Raw genomic sequence first — 14,853 nt, forward strand, 5'->3', positions numbered from 1 at the left:
GGCCGTTTTAGAATTATTTTTTTGCTTTTGCCCAGGCATCCTTCAATCCAACCGTACGGTTAAAAATCAAATGATCTGGAGTAGAATCCTGATCTACACAGTAATATCCTTTACGAATGAACTGGTACCTTGAATCCAGGTCTGCATTGGCTAAATAAGGCTCGATATAAGCTTCTTTAATCACGTGCACGCTTTCCGGGTTCAGGTAATCTTTGAAATCACCTTCTTCAGAATCCGGAGATTCTACCGTAAATAAGCGGTCGTAAGTCCTGATTTCCGCTTTTTTTGCATGTTTTGTACTTACCCAGTGGATTGTTCCTTTTACGTTGATACCGCTGGTATCTTCGCCACTTTTCGATTCAGGGATATAGGTACAATGAACCTCAGTTACATTACCTGCTGCATCTTTAACGAAGTTTTCGCACTGTACAATGTAAGCGTGTTTCAATCTTACAGTTGCACCAGGTGCTAGTCTGAACCATTTTTTAGCAGGTTCTTCCATGAAATCTTCGCGTTCAATCCACAATTCATTGCTGAAAGGAATGGCTCTGATTCCGCCTTTATCTTCTGCTTCAGGATTATTTTCGCCATTTAAGGTTTCTTCTTGTCCTTCAGGATAATTGGTAATGATCAGCTTAATCGGATCTAATACCGCCATTACTCTATTGGCAATTTTATTCAGGTGCTCACGTACACAGAATTCCAATAAGCTAAGCTCGATTAGATTTTCTCTTTTGGCAATCCCGATTCTTTCACAGAATTCACGGATACTATCTGGTGTATATCCTCTTCTTCTCAAACCACTGATGGTAGGCATGCGTGGATCATTCCATCCGGTTACCACCCCTTCATTGACCAGTTGAAGCAATTTTCTTTTGCTCATCACCGTATAAGAAAGGTTTAGACGGGCAAATTCATACTGTTTAGAAGGGAAAATTTCCAGGTGTTCAATGAACCAATCGTATAGCTCACGGTGTGATACATACTCTAAAGTACAGATCGAGTGCGTGATTTGCTCAATGCTATCACTTTGTCCGTGTGCAAAATCGTACATCGGATAAATACACCATTTGTTACCAGTACGGTGGTGTTCTGCATGTTTGATACGGTAAATAATCGGATCGCGCATGATCATATTCGGGCTGGACATATCTGCCTTCGCTCTTAAAATACATGCACCATCAGGGAATTCGCCAGCTTTCATACGGGCAAACAAGTCGAGGTTTTCCGCAATACTGCGGGAACGGAATGGGCTGTCTATTCCAGGCTCCGTAGGAGTACCTTTCAGTGCTGCAATTTCTTCCGCAGTACTGTCGTCGATATAAGCCAGGCCTTTTTCAATTAGTTTTACCGCGAAATCGTATAAAGTATCAAAGTAATCTGAAGTATACAGTTCATTTTTCCACTCAAAACCAAGCCATTTAATATCTTCCTGTTGACTGTCTACGTATTCGGTTTTCTCAGTTACTGGATTGGTATCATCAAACCTAAGGTTTGTATAGCCACCATATTTTTTAGTCAGACCGAAGTTCAGGCAAATGGCCTTTGCGTGTCCGATGTGTAAATAACCATTGGGTTCAGGCGGAAAACGAGTAACTAGGGTCTCGTATTTTCCACTGCTCAAATCGTTTTCAATGATCTCTTCAATAAAGTTCAATGATCTTTCCTCACTCATAAAAACTGTAAATTTAGTCTTCAAAGTTAACATAAAACCGCTAATTTACTTACATTTACAACCTACTATTCGTATATTTTATGAGCAACACATTAAACAGACCCATTCGGGTTTTAGTGGCTAAAGTTGGATTGGATGGGCACGATAGGGGGGCAAAAATTATTGCTACTTCTTTGCGGGATGCTGGGATGGAAGTGATTTATACCGGCCTCCGACAAACGCCGGAGATGGTGGTTAACACCGCCTTACAGGAAGATGTCGACGCAATTGGTGTCTCAATTTTGTCAGGAGCTCACATGACCGTCTTCCCTAAAATAGTAGAAATCATGAAACAGAAAGGGCTAACTGATGTGCTGCTTACCGGTGGTGGCATCATTCCGGAAAATGATATGGAGAAACTTAAAGCCATTGGCGTTGGGGAGTTATTTGCTCCGGGAACAACCATGGAAACCATCACCAATTACATCAAAGACTGGGTATCTGAAAACAGAAACTTCTAACCTTTAAAATTCTTAACCGAACCATATGGCGTATCAAAATCTTTTATCAGAAATTAGGGAATCCGTATTATATGTGACCATCAACAGGGAGCAGAAGCTAAATGCGCTCAATAAAGCGACCTTAGCTGAACTTGCTGATGTGATTGCTTTTGCAGCAAAGAACGAGGAAGTCCGTGCAGTTTTGCTAACCGGTGCCGGACCTAAAGCTTTCGTAGCCGGAGCGGATATCTCCGAATTTGCCGATTACTCCGGCGCAGAAGGAGAGGCCTTAGCGAAAAATGGACAAAACCAGGTGTTTGATGCGATTGAAAATTGCCCGAAACCTGTGGTTGCAGCCATTAACGGTTTTGCTTTAGGAGGGGGATTGGAACTGGCTATGGCCTGCCATATTCGCATTGCTTCAGAAAATGCAAAATTAGGCTTGCCGGAAGTGACTTTAGGCTTGATTCCTGGTTATGGAGGGACACAACGTCTGACGCAGTTGGTAGGGAAAGGAAAAGCGATAGAAATGATCACAACTGCCGATATGATTTCTGCTGTGGAAGCCGAGAAAATTGGCCTGGTGAATCATGTCGTTCCTGCGGAAGAATTACTTCCAAAAGCGGAAGAAATTCTGTCAAAAATTAAGCTTCGGGCGCCACTGGCCATTGCCAGTGCAATTTCTGCCGTCAATGCCGCTATTCGCTATGACGAAAATGGCTTTGAAACTGAAATTAAAGAGTTTGGTAAGTGTTTTGATACAGAAGACTTTAAAGAAGGTACTTCTGCATTTTTAGAAAAAAGAAAAGCAGTGTTTTTAGGCAAATAATTTCGTTTAAATCATATTTAAGGCCCATTTGATTCTTTCCAATGGGCTTTTTTATTGGATTAAAACTGCCCTTTTTAAAGGGCAGCAGATTTAAAAGTGTAGAAAATTTTTCCCATACAAAAAAAGTATTTATATTTATCTGGTTATAATGGACTAAACTATTTAATTTCCCTATGAGAAAAATATTGATTGTTGACGACGAAATAAACATCGGTTTATTACTTTCGAAGTTTTTAACCCGAAATTCATTTAGCGTCTCAACAGCTACAAGTGGTGTTTCAGCGATGGAATATCTGGCAAAGGAAAGCTATGATCTGGTCTTATGTGATTACCGTCTGGAAGATACGGATGGAAAAGAGATGTTGATCAAGATCAAAGAAAGCTATCCGGGCACTGGAGTAATCATTATTACAGGATATTCAGATATTAAATTGGCTGTAGAACTCATTAAGCTGGGCGCCTACGACTATATCACCAAACCTTTATACCCTGATGAGATTTTAAATACCATCAATAAGGCGATTGATACCCAAATGGCTTTGAATGTAAACAGGTTGGAGATTCCGGCTGAAGCACCGAAGCAAAAGGGCTCAAAACCAAGTAGTAGCCAAACCGATAACTTTGTGAACGGTACAAGTGCTGCTTCAAAGGAGCTTTTAAGGCAGATACAACTGGTTGCGCCTACCACTTATAGTGTGATTCTAACCGGCGAAAGTGGAACTGGTAAAGAATCTGTAGCGATGGCCATTCACTTGAATAGCCCACGCAGGGATCAACCATTTGTAGCCATGGACTGTGGTTCCCTAACCAAGGAGCTTGCAGGAAGTGAATTTTTCGGTCACGAAAAAGGATCATTTACGGGCGCACTTTATACAAAAATTGGTCATTTTGAAATGGCCAATGGAGGTACTTTGTTCTTAGATGAAGTAGGAAACCTTTCTTATGAAATCCAGGCAGCCTTATTGAGAACAGTACAGGAACGTAAGATCAAAAGAATTGGGAGTACCAAGGAAATTGAACTGGATGTACGAATCATCGTGGCCACCAATGAAAACTTGTCAGATGCCATACAAAAAGGAAGGTTCAGGGAAGATTTATACCATAGGTTTAACGAGTTTTCTTTGAGCTTGCCGCCATTAAGGCAGCGCGGTAGTGACATCATGTTGTTCGCACATACTTTCTTAAAAGGAGCAAATCAGGAGCTGAATCGTAAGATCCATGGCTTTTCAGAAGAAGTGGAAGAGTGTATCATGACTTACAACTGGCCAGGGAATGTTAGAGAATTGAAAAATGTAGTGAGAAGAGCCTCTTTACTCACAGAAACACAAGAAATTCAATTGAAAGCACTGCCATTGGAGATCTCTACCTATGCCAAAGCTTCCGCTATGGAAACTTCCATTGCGCGGACTGAGAAACCTCGAGACCTTAAAAATGCCGCTTTAGAAGCAGAGTATGAAGCAATTTTGAAAGTATTGAGAGAAGTGAATTTTAACAAAACTAAAGCAGCGAAAATCTTGAATATCGACAGGAAGACGCTTTACAATAAAATGAGAGCCATCAATTTGGAGAGTTAAACCTGAAACATGTCTTTATTCAATCATAAACAACGGAATAACATCAACCTGGTGATTATCATTGCCCTTGGTTGTTTAATTGCTTATTCTATACAGGGGATTTTCGGATCTATTTTAAGTACCCTGGTGTTGTTTACGATTTTAAGACCCCTTTATATTTATCTGGTAGAAGGGAGAAAATGGCATAAACGGCCTACTGCCCTGCTACTTTTATTTGCCTCTGTGATCGTGCTGATCCTTCCTTTTTATGCGCTCAGCACGATGGTAATCCAGAAAATTGCAGAACTGCAAAGCGATCATATCTATTTCAAAAATCTGATTTTCAAATTTAAACACTTGATTCCGCTGAATAGTGATATTCAGAATCTGGTAGAAGAAGGGCTGAAAAAGGCAGGAACATGGGCTACAGAGCTCTTTCCATCCTTAATTTCTGGTGCTTTTAATATTATCCTGGGCCTGATCATCATGTATTTTTTGTTGTATTTCATGCTGGTGGAAAGGGAGAAGTTTGAAGCTTCCATGATCAAATATGCGCCCTTCAGGGAGCAAAACGCCTATCGATTTGCGGAAGAAATGCGCAATACCACCTATTCCAATGTATTGGGACAGGGCTTAATTACCATTGTACAAGGCTCTTTGCTGAGTTTGGCATTTTATGTACTGGGGTATTCCGACCCCTTATTCTGGGGGGTGATTACCATGTTCATTTCTTTCGTGCCCATATTAGGCCCGCCGGTAGTTTTTGTGCCTGCCGCATTATTGCAGTTGGCAGATGGGAACAATTTTGCCGGCTGGGCGATGCTGATCTTTGGATTTGTGGTGATTATCAATATCGATAATGTACTGCGTTTCATCATCGCTAAAAAAGTTGGAAATATTCATCCCATTATCACCGTAATTGGCGTAGTTATTGGTGTACCCTTATTTGGAATATTAGGCCTGGTCTTCGGTCCGTTGTTATTGTCATACTTCGTTTTATTGATCAAAATATACGAAAACAGCGCATTGGCGGCGGAAAGATTGGAAAGAATTAAAACAATTTCTGAAGAGGAATCGTTATAATTACTATATTCCAGCATCAACAATATAAATATTCAACACAAAATGTAAATGTCATGAATGATAATTCAAAAGTATTAATTGGGCTATTAGCCGGTTTAGCTGCGGGTGCGGCATTGGGATTACTTTTTGCTCCGGAAAAAGGCAGTGAAACCAGAGATAAATTGAGCCAGTCATTAAAAGACCTTGGAGATACCATTAGAGATAGAGCCGCAGATGAAATTAATCAACTGGCGAGCTTAAAAGATAAGGTTGTAGGTACTGTGAAAGAGAAACTTCGTAAGGAAGAAGAAGAGTTTGAAGATGATTTAGAACACGCATAGATAATCGTAAAATTACATTGTAATGCAGGAAAATAAAGAGAAAGATCTGGAGGAACTGGTAGGAGACGCCAAGGAGTATGTGAATACGCGATTGGAATATACCCGTTTATACCTGATTGAGCGGGGCTCCAAAATGTTCGCCGATGTGGTCACCAATGCGGCGGTTGCCATTTGCTTTTTGCTGGCTTTCCTGTTTGGGACCTTCACTTTAGCCCTGTTTTTATCTGATGTACTCGGTAGTTATACCAGAGGGTTTGGCTGTGTAGCCTTAATCTACCTACTGTTGGCTTTAATCGTTTATTTTGCGAAAGAAAAATACATTGAAAAAGCCATCATTAATTTTACCATCAGACGCTATTTTAATAAGCTCGCGGACAAGGAGGAGGAAGATGAAGAGAAAATATAACATCAACAACCTCGAAGATCTACACCTGCAAGTGCGGTTGTTGAAATCGGAATATACGGCCAAAGGAGACGCATTGGCAGGGGATTCTAAAAAATACCTGCATCAGTTTACTTTAAATGGCTTTATAAAAAAATATGCCACTCCATCAGCCTTCCTTAAAATTGATGATAAATTTAACATCAGCAGCAAGGTGCTTTCTATGGCCCTTCCTTTAGTGATGAACAGCACCTTTTTTAAAGGCTCTGGTTTAGTTACTAAGGCTTTGGTTGGCTTGGCTTCGGGCAAGCTAGGAAAGTCGCTTGATGCGGAGCATTTGTCTGCGATATTTAACTCTGTGACAAGCTGGTTTAACAAGCCAAAGAAAACAAAAGAAAAACAAGCACTGGAAGTCGATTATGGCATCCCACCAGATTCTGAAACTTATTAGTTTAGATATACAAAAAAGGAAGCCCTAAAGCTTCCTTTTTTTATTGAACGTTTGTTGCTACTCAACAACAAACGTTCGTTTCTTAAAAAATGACTAAACGGTCGTTTGGATTTTCAATTCTTTCATCTGTTTCTCATCAATAGTTGAAGGACTATCAATCATCACATCTCTTCCAGAATTGTTTTTTGGGAATGCGATTACATCGCGGATGCTATCCAAGCCTGCGAAAATAGAACACAACCTGTCAAATCCGAAAGCAATTCCACCATGTGGAGGTGCACCAAATTCGAAAGCATCCATCAGGAAGCCAAATTGTTGCTGCGCATCTTCAGGAGAGAAGCCTAAATGCTTGAACATTAATGCTTGAAGTGCTCTGTCGTGGATACGGATAGAGCCACCGCCGATTTCAGTACCATTTACCACCATGTCATAAGCATTTGCTCTCACATTTCCCGGATCGGTATCTAGTAAGGCAATATCTTCTGGTTTTGGAGAAGTAAAAGGGTGGTGCATCGCATGGTAACGTTCAGATTCTTCATCCCATTCTAAGAGTGGGAAGTCCAATACCCAAAGTGCACTAAATTTGTTTTTATCACGTAAACCTAAGCGAGTACCCATTTCAAGGCGTAATTCGCTCAATTGCTTGCGTACTTTATCGGTTAGACCTGACATGATCAACACTAAATCGCCCGGTTGGGTATTCATTGCTGCCGACCATTTTTTCAGTTCTTCCTCATTATAAAACTTATCTACTGAAGATTTTAGAGAACCATCTTCGTTATGACGCATGTAAATCAGACCTGTAGCTCCAATTTGCTGACGTTTCACGAATTCAGTCAATTCGTCCATCTGCTTTCTGGTATAGCTTGCGCAACCAGTTGCATTGATTCCGATGATCATTTCTGCACTGTCAAAAACCGGGAAATCTTTTCCTTTAACCAGGTCTGTCAATTCAACAAATTGCATTTCAAAACGGGTATCCGGTTTGTCAGAACCATAGAACTTCATGGCATCTGAGTACTGCATTCTTGGAACTTCCGGCAAATCAAAGTCTTTCAAGTCTTTGAATAAGGTACGGATCAGTCCTTCGAAAGTATTTAGAATATCTTCTTGTTCGATGAAAGACATTTCGCAGTCAATTTGAGTGAACTCAGGCTGTCTGTCCGCACGTAAATCCTCATCTCTGAAACATTTAACGATTTGGAAATAGCGGTCAAATCCAGACACCATTAACAACTGTTTGAACGTTTGTGGCGACTGTGGAAGGGCGTAGAACTGTCCTTCGTTCATTCTGCTTGGCACCACAAAATCTCTCGCACCTTCAGGTGTAGATTTGATCAATACTGGTGTTTCTACTTCAATAAAGTCTAGATTATCTAAGTAACGACGAACAGCTTGTGCCATTTTATGACGCAATACCATGTTGTTACGGATCGGATTTCTACGTAAATCCAGGTAACGATATTTCATGCGCAAGTCATCACCACCATCAGTTTCATCATCGATCATGAATGGAGGTAATTTTGCTGCGTTTAGTATTTCTAATGCAGTGATTTTTATCTCAACTTCACCTGTAGGCATTTTCAGGTTTTTGTTAGAGCGTTCTACGACAAGGCCGCTTGCTTTAATTACAAATTCCCTGCCCAGGCTACGTGCTGCCTCGCATAATTCCCGGTTGTCGTCCATATTGAAAACAAGTTGGGTAATCCCGTATCTGTCACGGATGTCAATAAAAGTCATCCCTCCTAAATCCCTGGATTTTTGTACCCAGCCACATAAGATTACATTTTCACCTAAATTCTCAATAGTTAGAGCTCCGCAAGTAGTTGTTCTTAACATTATTAAAAGTATTAAGTCCCAAAAATATTGATTTTGAATGGGATATTTCAACCCTCATTGAATTTAGCTTAGTATATTGAAAATATTTTTGTCTGAGATGCAACGTTTCAAAAAATCAGCTGTCCTATAATCGAATTGAAAAACATTGGAAACTGTATACATCGATAAACACGTAACACTCGTTCAGGAGTGCCGGCAAGGAAACCGGAAAGCACAATTTGAAATTTACAAATTGTATGCTAAGGCTATGTATAACGTGGCCCTTAGGATCGTGAATTTCGATGATGAAGCAGAAGATGTTTTGCAAGAGGCATTTCTTGACGCTTTTACGCGGATAGAGAGTTTTAGAGGGGAAACTACCTTCGGCCTTTGGCTGAAGCAGATCGTGATCAATAAATCGATCAATTATCTCCGGAAGCGAAAAGTGGAGTTTGTGAGTATGGAGGCTGTGGATGTGGCAGAGCCCTTGGATGCGATGGAAGAGGAAGATCTGGAGTGGCGGGTAGAGGAAGTGAGAACGGCCATTGCGGCATTGCCAGATCGGTATCGCGTGGTACTGACTTTATACCTTTTTGAAGGGTATGACCATGAGGAGATTGCTCATATTTTGAAGATATCTGAAAGCACTTCCAGAACACAGTACATGCGTGCGAAATTGAAATTAAATGGATTATTAGTAAAGAGAGGGGTATAGAGATGAATAAGAGGAGTATTGAAGAATACATTAAAGAGAACAAAAAGGAGTTTGATTTTAAAACGCCATCCGACCAGTTATGGGCAAGAATAGATGCGGGATTGGATAAAGAGAAAGTAAAAAAAAAATCGGTGATGCCATTCTGGTTCGGTATAGCTGCATCGCTGATGCTGATCATGACGGTTACTTTTATCTATACCTCTCGTAAGCCCGTACAGGAGTTGCAAATTGCTGACATCAGCCCGGTATATGGGAAGAAAGAAATGAAGTTTGCCAGCCTGATTGAAGAGAAAAAAGACAGTTTGCAGGTATATGCGAAGAAAAACCCAGTGTTGTATGCGAAGTTCAGCGCAGATTTGAACCAGCTGGGCGAGGATTATGAAAAGATGAAGAAAGAATTGCAACGCAGCCCGAATCAAGAGGTGGTGGTCAGGGCAATGGTGAAAAATCTGGAATTACAGCTGCAGGTGATCAATCAACAATTGTCGATCATCAATGAAGTAAATCAATACAAAGAGGAGAATCAAATATGAAAAAGTTAATTTGGGGAATGTGTGGCCTGTTGTTGGCTACAAATCCGGCCGGCGCACAGTCGGTGGTTAAAGAACTGAATGAGGCCACAAAACTTGCGGTTCAAACGCACTTGAAGACGCTTTCTACGGAAGTGCAAACCTCGCTTAGTTCAACGCTAACCACATTACCACCATCCCCGGCAATGGGCGCTTTGTCATCAGTCAATTTAGGCGTAAATAACCTACAGGAAGATTCCGATGACCCGATGAAGTCTAAAATTTTTTCTAAATCATTTCCCGTAAATGCGAATGATAAACTGAGCTTGAGTAATCAGTATGGCGGCATTACCATCCAAACCTGGGATAAGAAGGAAGTAAAGGTGGAGGTTGATATCAAAGCTTACAGCAAAAGTGACGAGGATGCGCAGCGTTTGCTGGATGAAGTGGGTATTGAATCGGGTAAAAGCGGGGACCAGATCACTTTCAAGACCGCTTTTTCGTCTAAGGATGGCAATTATGGAAGCGGGATGCGGAAAGGGAAGTTTTGGCGTAGAGAAGTGAAGATCAATTACGTGGTCTTTATGCCTGCAAATACACCTTTAACAGTAAGAAATCAATATGGAGGTGTGTCTATCGGGGAGCTTTCAGGCGCATTATACGCAAAGGTCCAATATGGTTCTTTTACAGCCGAAAATCTGGCGAGCACCAACAACTATGTGGATGTGCAATACGGAAAAGCGCAGATTCAAAACATGAATAAAGGGGTTGTCAAACAACAATATGGGGCAGGATTAGTATTGGGAACTATTGGTACATTGGAACTGGATGCTCAGTATACCGGGGTTGTGATCAATACAATTAAAGGAGATGCGGTGATCAATCAGCAATACGGAAAGGGATTGTCCATTGGCTCCGTAAGGAACCTGGACTTAGACGCGCAATATACCAATGTGAATCTGACTACAATTAATGGAAACGCGACCATCAAGCAACAATACAACAGCCTTAGCATTGGCTCGGTGAATAAACTTAAGGTGAATGGCGATTATACCACTGTTAAGGTGGGCAGCCTAAAGGGAGATGGGAACTTCAATCTTGGATATAATAAACTAACGATTGATAATGTGCTTCCAGGCTGTAAAAATCTAACCGTAAATTCGAACTATGCAGGAGTTACCCTCGGCTTTGCCAACAATTATAGCGCTGATTTTGAGGTAGGAACCAATTATGGTAATTTCAATCCCGGAAATAATGTGAATTCTAAACTGTTAACTGAGCATGGAAATAGCAAAACTTATGGTGGTAAAATCGGAAACGGTGGAACCGGAAATATAAATATACGCGCAAATTACGGTAATGTTTCCTTGAATTAAGTTGGGGTAAGCATAGCGCATAGCAATCTTAAGCAAGAGCCTGTTGATAAATTCAGCAGGCTTTTTTTATATCTTAGTGGCTTGATTTATTTTATTTCATATGGAAATTTTTAGTAGCCCGGAAGCTTGGATATCACTCATTACTTTAACCATTTTGGAGATTGTACTGGGGATTGATAACATTGTATTTATTTCAATTTTGGCAGGAAAACTGCCTGCTGATCAACAGAAAAAAGCACGTCAGGTTGGTTTAGGTCTTGCGATGATCACTCGAGTATTACTGCTATTGTCTCTGACATGGGTGATGAAATTAACTGCACCATTGTTTAATGTGGGTGATTGGATTGGCATTAGTAATGCAGAATGGTTAGAAAAACTGGCGATTTCAGGAAGAGACTTGATCCTGATCATCGGTGGATTATTCCTGATTTATAAAAGCACGCATGAGATCCATCAAAAGCTGGAAGGTGAAGAAGAAGGAGGGATCAAAGGAAAAGTTCATTCTTTCCTGGGGATTATCATCCAAATCTTAATTTTAGACGTTGTATTCTCTCTGGATTCTGTAATTACCGCAGTGGGTATGGCAGATCATATTGAAATTATGATTGCGGCGGTTGTAATTGCCGTATTGATTATGTTGGTTTCGGCATCAGCCATTAGTAACTTCGTTAATAAACACCCAACAGTGAAGATGTTGGCTTTATCATTCTTGCTGTTGATCGGGGTTTCCCTCCTTGCAGAAGGATTAGATCAACACATTCCTAAAGGCTATATCTATTTTGCTATGGCATTCTCCGTATTGGTAGAGATGCTGAATCTGAAAATGAAGAAAAGCAATAAACCTGTCGAACTTAGAAATACACCACACGAAAACCAGTAATTTTACCGCATGATTTCATTTTTTGAAGCCGCATTGGCCGAATTATCTATACATCGCATTGGAAACAAGGCGCAGGACGAGTTTTATGTATTGTCTGAAAAGTCTATTCCTGTAAAAGACAATATGCTGAGCAATTTGCTCCAGCAGTATTTCTTAGGCCCCTTTGCGAAGGTGAACGAAATTTATCATTTTACGCACCCGAATGTTGATTTAAACCTGAACGAGGTGTATCATTTCGCTGATAAGATTTTTGAGGATGGCACTACTTTTCATGAAAATAGTAAGGAGCTGGCAAAATACCTATATGATGTTTCCGGACATCCGAAAATCAAACCAGGAGAGTTGTATGTTGCTTATTTTGAAAATGTGCAGATTGAAGGCGAGCTTCATGATGCGATAGGAATCTTTAAATCAGAAACTAAAGAATCATTTTTAAAGGTGTATCCGGAAGAAGGTGGATTTGGTTTGGGCTACGAAGAGGAAGCAATCAATATCAACAAGCTGGATAAAGGCTGTTTAATCTTTAACACCGACAAAGAAGAAGGTTTCCGTGTAGCAGTGATCGATCAGACCAATAAAAGTGCAGAAGCAGTTTACTGGAAAGACGAGTTTTTGAAATTGAAAGTCAGAAATGACAATTTTAACCAGACCAATAGCGTGTTGGGAGTGGTTAAGAACTTTGTAACGGAGAAACTGGATCAGGAATTTGACATTTCTAAAGCGGACAAGATCGATTTGCTGAATAAATCCATAAAATATTTCAAGGAAAAGGAGAGTTTTGACCTGGATGAGTTCTCCAATGAAGTGATTGGTAATGCCGAAGGGATTGAGTCTTTCAAGAACTATAAAAAGAGTTATGAGGAAGAGTTTGATGCGCCAATTGCTGATACTTTTGATATTTCCGGTGCTGCGGTAAAAAAACAAAGCAGAGCTTATAAGAGCGTATTGAAGTTGGATAAGAATTTCCATATCTATATCCACGGAGATAAAGATTTGATTGAGAAGGGATACGATGATGATAAGTCGATGAACTATTATAAAGTGTATTTCAGAGAAGAAGAATAATAAATCTTTTTTTTCAATTTATACCCAAAAGAACCAAATCGTTTAGCCTCATAAATGGTTTGGTTCTTTTTTTGCAAATACCTTTTATTGACAGTTAATAGTTGAGAATTAATAGTAGCTTTATTTTAGAAGCCAAATTTTTCCTTAACGTATGAACCCGGAACTACAGAAGAACAGTATTTTCAAAGTCATCGGTGCCTCTTCTTTGGGGACATTGATCGAATGGTATGATTTTTACATTTTTGGTAGCCTGGCTACGATTATCGGCGCACAGCTTTTTCCTGCAGATGCAGGGGCTTCCGCACTGATCAATACTTTAGCAATTTTCGCGGCAGGTTTTATTGTGCGGCCCTTTGGTGCTTTGGTATTTGGTCGCCTTGGCGATTTAATCGGGCGTAAATACACGTTCCTGCTCACTTTGGTCTTGATGGGCGGCTCCACTTTTTTAATCGGTCTAATCCCTTCTTATTCCAGTATTGGATATGCGGCACCAATTTTAGTGCTGATCTTGCGCCTGGTTCAAGGCTTGGCCTTGGGTGGTGAATATGGTGGCGCGGCAACTTATGTAGCAGAACATGCCCCAGCCAATAAACGAGGTTTTTTTACGAGCTGGATTCAGACAACCGCTACAGGGGGCTTGTTTTTGTCGCTGGGTGTGATCGTCTTGACTAAAAATTGGTTAGGGGCAGAAGATTTTGCCGCCTGGGGTTGGCGGATTCCATTTTTATTGTCGATCCTGCTGGTAGGCGTGTCGATCTATATCCGAATGAAAATGCACGAATCTCCAATGTTTACGAAATTGAAAACAGAAGGAAAGATTTCGAAAAACCCATTAAAGGAGAGTTTTAACCATAAAGCGAACTTTAAAATGGTATTACTGGCGCTTTTTGGTGCTACGATGGGGCAAGGGGTAATCTGGTACACCGGACAGTTTTATGCGCAATCCTTTATTGAAAATACTTGTAAGGTCGATTTTAATGATTCCAGGTATATCTTGCTTTGGGGAATTGCCTTTGCAACCCCTTTCTTTGTGATTTTTGGCTCCTGGAGCGACAGGGTAGGCCGGAAGTGGATTATGCTGACAGGGATGTTGTTGGGGATCATATTTTACCGGCCTATCTATCAGGTCTTTCTGGACGATACGGATTTCAGTGATGTGACACAAGAGGATATTTTCTCTGTCGCGAACCCGGTAGTTACCAAGCTTGCAATCAATGGGGGAGTGGATAGCTTGATTACCACCTCGGCCATGGTGACATTGGTAGACGGCAGCAGCTATCAGAAAGTACAATCTCATACAAAATTTGGAGCCAGCATGGATGGAACAGCTGCGGAGAAACCGCTGGAAGTTCATCCGGAGCTGATAAAAGATAAAAAACTCTCTACTCCGGTATTTTGGAAATTTGTGGGGCTTATTTTTTTCCAGATCTTACTGGTCACGATGGTGTATGGGCCTATCGCCGCATTTTTAGTGGAACTATTTCCAACAAAAATCAGGTATACCTCTATGTCGCTGCCTTACCATGTTGGAAATGGCGTGTTTGGTGGTCTGGTGCCCTTTATCGCTACACTAATTGCCAGTTTCTCTGGTTCTACGCCTTTATCCGGCCTTTGGTACCCAATTGGCATTGCCAGTCTCAGCTTTGTGATCGGCGCGATTTACCTGTCTAATAAAAAACCTGTAGAAGCAGAAACTGCAGATTAAACCCCTAAAAAAC

The 14,853-nt window shown here is 40.8% G+C and carries 15 protein-coding genes; 13 read left to right on the forward strand and 2 right to left on the reverse strand.

Going from position 1 to position 14,853, the window contains the following annotated elements; genetic code table 11:
- Positions 1-13 precede the first annotated feature (13 nt).
- The gene (locus tag GM920_RS15075) at positions 14-1,675 is read right to left on the reverse strand and encodes a glutamine--tRNA ligase/YqeY domain fusion protein (RefSeq protein ID WP_182958941.1); all 1,662 of its coding nucleotides are present in this window, start codon (positions 1,673-1,675) and stop codon (positions 14-16) included.
- Positions 1,676-1,755: 80 nt separating this feature from the next.
- On the opposite strand from GM920_RS15075, the gene GM920_RS15080 reads away from it, so the two are divergent.
- From GM920_RS15080 to GM920_RS15110, 7 genes are all read left to right on the forward strand, one after another.
- On the forward strand, positions 1,756-2,175 hold the full coding sequence (locus GM920_RS15080; protein WP_182958944.1) for a cobalamin B12-binding domain-containing protein: 420 nt from the start codon (positions 1,756-1,758) through the stop codon (positions 2,173-2,175).
- Positions 2,176-2,200: 25 nt separating this feature from the next.
- Positions 2,201-2,983 carry an enoyl-CoA hydratase/isomerase family protein gene (locus GM920_RS15085; RefSeq protein ID WP_182958946.1) on the forward strand — a complete coding sequence of 261 codons (783 nt, stop codon included), beginning with the start codon at positions 2,201-2,203 and terminating at the stop codon, positions 2,981-2,983.
- Between the two features lie 173 nt (positions 2,984-3,156).
- Complete coding sequence (locus tag GM920_RS15090; RefSeq protein WP_182958949.1) at positions 3,157-4,557, forward strand: sigma-54-dependent transcriptional regulator; 1,401 nt, start codon at positions 3,157-3,159, stop codon at positions 4,555-4,557.
- Between the two features lie 9 nt (positions 4,558-4,566).
- The gene (locus tag GM920_RS15095) at positions 4,567-5,619 is read left to right on the forward strand and encodes an AI-2E family transporter (RefSeq protein WP_182958952.1); all 1,053 of its coding nucleotides are present in this window, start codon (positions 4,567-4,569) and stop codon (positions 5,617-5,619) included.
- A gap of 53 nt (positions 5,620-5,672) precedes the next feature.
- The gene (locus GM920_RS15100) at positions 5,673-5,939 is read left to right on the forward strand and encodes a YtxH domain-containing protein (RefSeq protein WP_062546416.1); all 267 of its coding nucleotides are present in this window, start codon (positions 5,673-5,675) and stop codon (positions 5,937-5,939) included.
- Positions 5,940-5,961: 22 nt separating this feature from the next.
- A complete protein-coding gene (locus GM920_RS15105) occupies positions 5,962-6,345 on the forward strand; it encodes a phage holin family protein (protein ID WP_182958955.1) in 384 nt (127 codons plus the stop codon).
- Positions 6,329-6,772 carry a hypothetical protein gene (locus GM920_RS15110; RefSeq protein ID WP_182958957.1) on the forward strand — a complete coding sequence of 148 codons (444 nt, stop codon included), beginning with the start codon at positions 6,329-6,331 and terminating at the stop codon, positions 6,770-6,772. Before GM920_RS15105 ends, GM920_RS15110 begins: the two co-directional genes overlap by 17 nt.
- Positions 6,773-6,865: 93 nt before the next feature.
- Here the strand turns inward: GM920_RS15110 and aspS are convergent, their stop codons facing one another.
- On the reverse strand, positions 6,866-8,611 hold the full coding sequence (gene aspS, locus GM920_RS15115) for an aspartate--tRNA ligase (protein ID WP_182958960.1): 1,746 nt from the start codon (positions 8,609-8,611) through the stop codon (positions 6,866-6,868).
- A gap of 145 nt (positions 8,612-8,756) precedes the next feature.
- Between aspS and GM920_RS15120 the strand changes: the two genes are divergently transcribed.
- The 6 genes from GM920_RS15120 (at position 8,757) to GM920_RS15145 (ending at position 14,840) form a co-directional block, all read left to right on the forward strand.
- Complete coding sequence (locus GM920_RS15120) at positions 8,757-9,305, forward strand: RNA polymerase sigma factor (protein ID WP_182958963.1); 549 nt, start codon at positions 8,757-8,759, stop codon at positions 9,303-9,305.
- Between the two features lie 2 nt (positions 9,306-9,307).
- Positions 9,308-9,838: a hypothetical protein gene (locus GM920_RS15125; protein WP_182958966.1), complete on the forward strand. Its 531-nt coding sequence runs from the start codon at positions 9,308-9,310 to the stop codon at positions 9,836-9,838.
- Entirely contained in the window at positions 9,835-11,190 is a 1,356-nt protein-coding gene (locus tag GM920_RS15130; RefSeq protein ID WP_182958968.1) for a hypothetical protein, read from the forward strand. Before GM920_RS15125 ends, GM920_RS15130 begins: the two co-directional genes overlap by 4 nt.
- A 100-nt stretch (positions 11,191-11,290) precedes the next feature.
- Entirely contained in the window at positions 11,291-12,070 is a 780-nt protein-coding gene (locus GM920_RS15135) for a TerC family protein (RefSeq protein ID WP_182958970.1), read from the forward strand.
- Positions 12,071-12,079: 9 nt separating this feature from the next.
- The gene (locus GM920_RS15140) at positions 12,080-13,135 is read left to right on the forward strand and encodes a nucleoid-associated protein (protein WP_182958973.1); all 1,056 of its coding nucleotides are present in this window, start codon (positions 12,080-12,082) and stop codon (positions 13,133-13,135) included.
- Between the two features lie 151 nt (positions 13,136-13,286).
- Positions 13,287-14,840 (forward strand): MFS transporter, encoded by a 1,554-nt coding sequence (locus GM920_RS15145; protein WP_182958976.1) that lies wholly within the window; start codon positions 13,287-13,289, stop codon positions 14,838-14,840.
- Positions 14,841-14,853 lie beyond the last annotated feature (13 nt).

It is taken from the genome of Pedobacter gandavensis, assembly GCF_014172405.1.
GTDB lineage: Bacteria > Bacteroidota > Bacteroidia > Sphingobacteriales > Sphingobacteriaceae > Pedobacter > Pedobacter gandavensis.

Bases quoted from the DNA above. Each gene is read 5' to 3' on its own strand.
- GM920_RS15075 (WP_182958941.1), bottom strand. From the start codon at position 1,675: ATGAGTGAGGAAAGATCATTGAACTTTATTGAAGAGATCATTGAAAAC.
- GM920_RS15080 (WP_182958944.1), top strand. From the start codon at position 1,756: ATGAGCAACACATTAAACAGACCCATTCGGGTTTTAGTGGCTAAAGTT.
- GM920_RS15085 (WP_182958946.1), top strand. From the start codon at position 2,201: ATGGCGTATCAAAATCTTTTATCAGAAATTAGGGAATCCGTATTATAT.
- GM920_RS15090 (WP_182958949.1), top strand. From the start codon at position 3,157: ATGAGAAAAATATTGATTGTTGACGACGAAATAAACATCGGTTTATTA.
- GM920_RS15095 (WP_182958952.1), top strand. From the start codon at position 4,567: ATGTCTTTATTCAATCATAAACAACGGAATAACATCAACCTGGTGATT.
- GM920_RS15100 (WP_062546416.1), top strand. From the start codon at position 5,673: ATGAATGATAATTCAAAAGTATTAATTGGGCTATTAGCCGGTTTAGCT.
- GM920_RS15105 (WP_182958955.1), top strand. From the start codon at position 5,962: ATGCAGGAAAATAAAGAGAAAGATCTGGAGGAACTGGTAGGAGACGCC.
- GM920_RS15110 (WP_182958957.1), top strand. From the start codon at position 6,329: ATGAAGAGAAAATATAACATCAACAACCTCGAAGATCTACACCTGCAA.
- aspS (WP_182958960.1), bottom strand. From the start codon at position 8,611: ATGTTAAGAACAACTACTTGCGGAGCTCTAACTATTGAGAATTTAGGT.
- GM920_RS15125 (WP_182958966.1), top strand. From the start codon at position 9,308: ATGAATAAGAGGAGTATTGAAGAATACATTAAAGAGAACAAAAAGGAG.
- GM920_RS15130 (WP_182958968.1), top strand. From the start codon at position 9,835: ATGAAAAAGTTAATTTGGGGAATGTGTGGCCTGTTGTTGGCTACAAAT.
- GM920_RS15135 (WP_182958970.1), top strand. From the start codon at position 11,291: ATGGAAATTTTTAGTAGCCCGGAAGCTTGGATATCACTCATTACTTTA.
- GM920_RS15140 (WP_182958973.1), top strand. From the start codon at position 12,080: ATGATTTCATTTTTTGAAGCCGCATTGGCCGAATTATCTATACATCGC.
- GM920_RS15145 (WP_182958976.1), top strand. From the start codon at position 13,287: ATGAACCCGGAACTACAGAAGAACAGTATTTTCAAAGTCATCGGTGCC.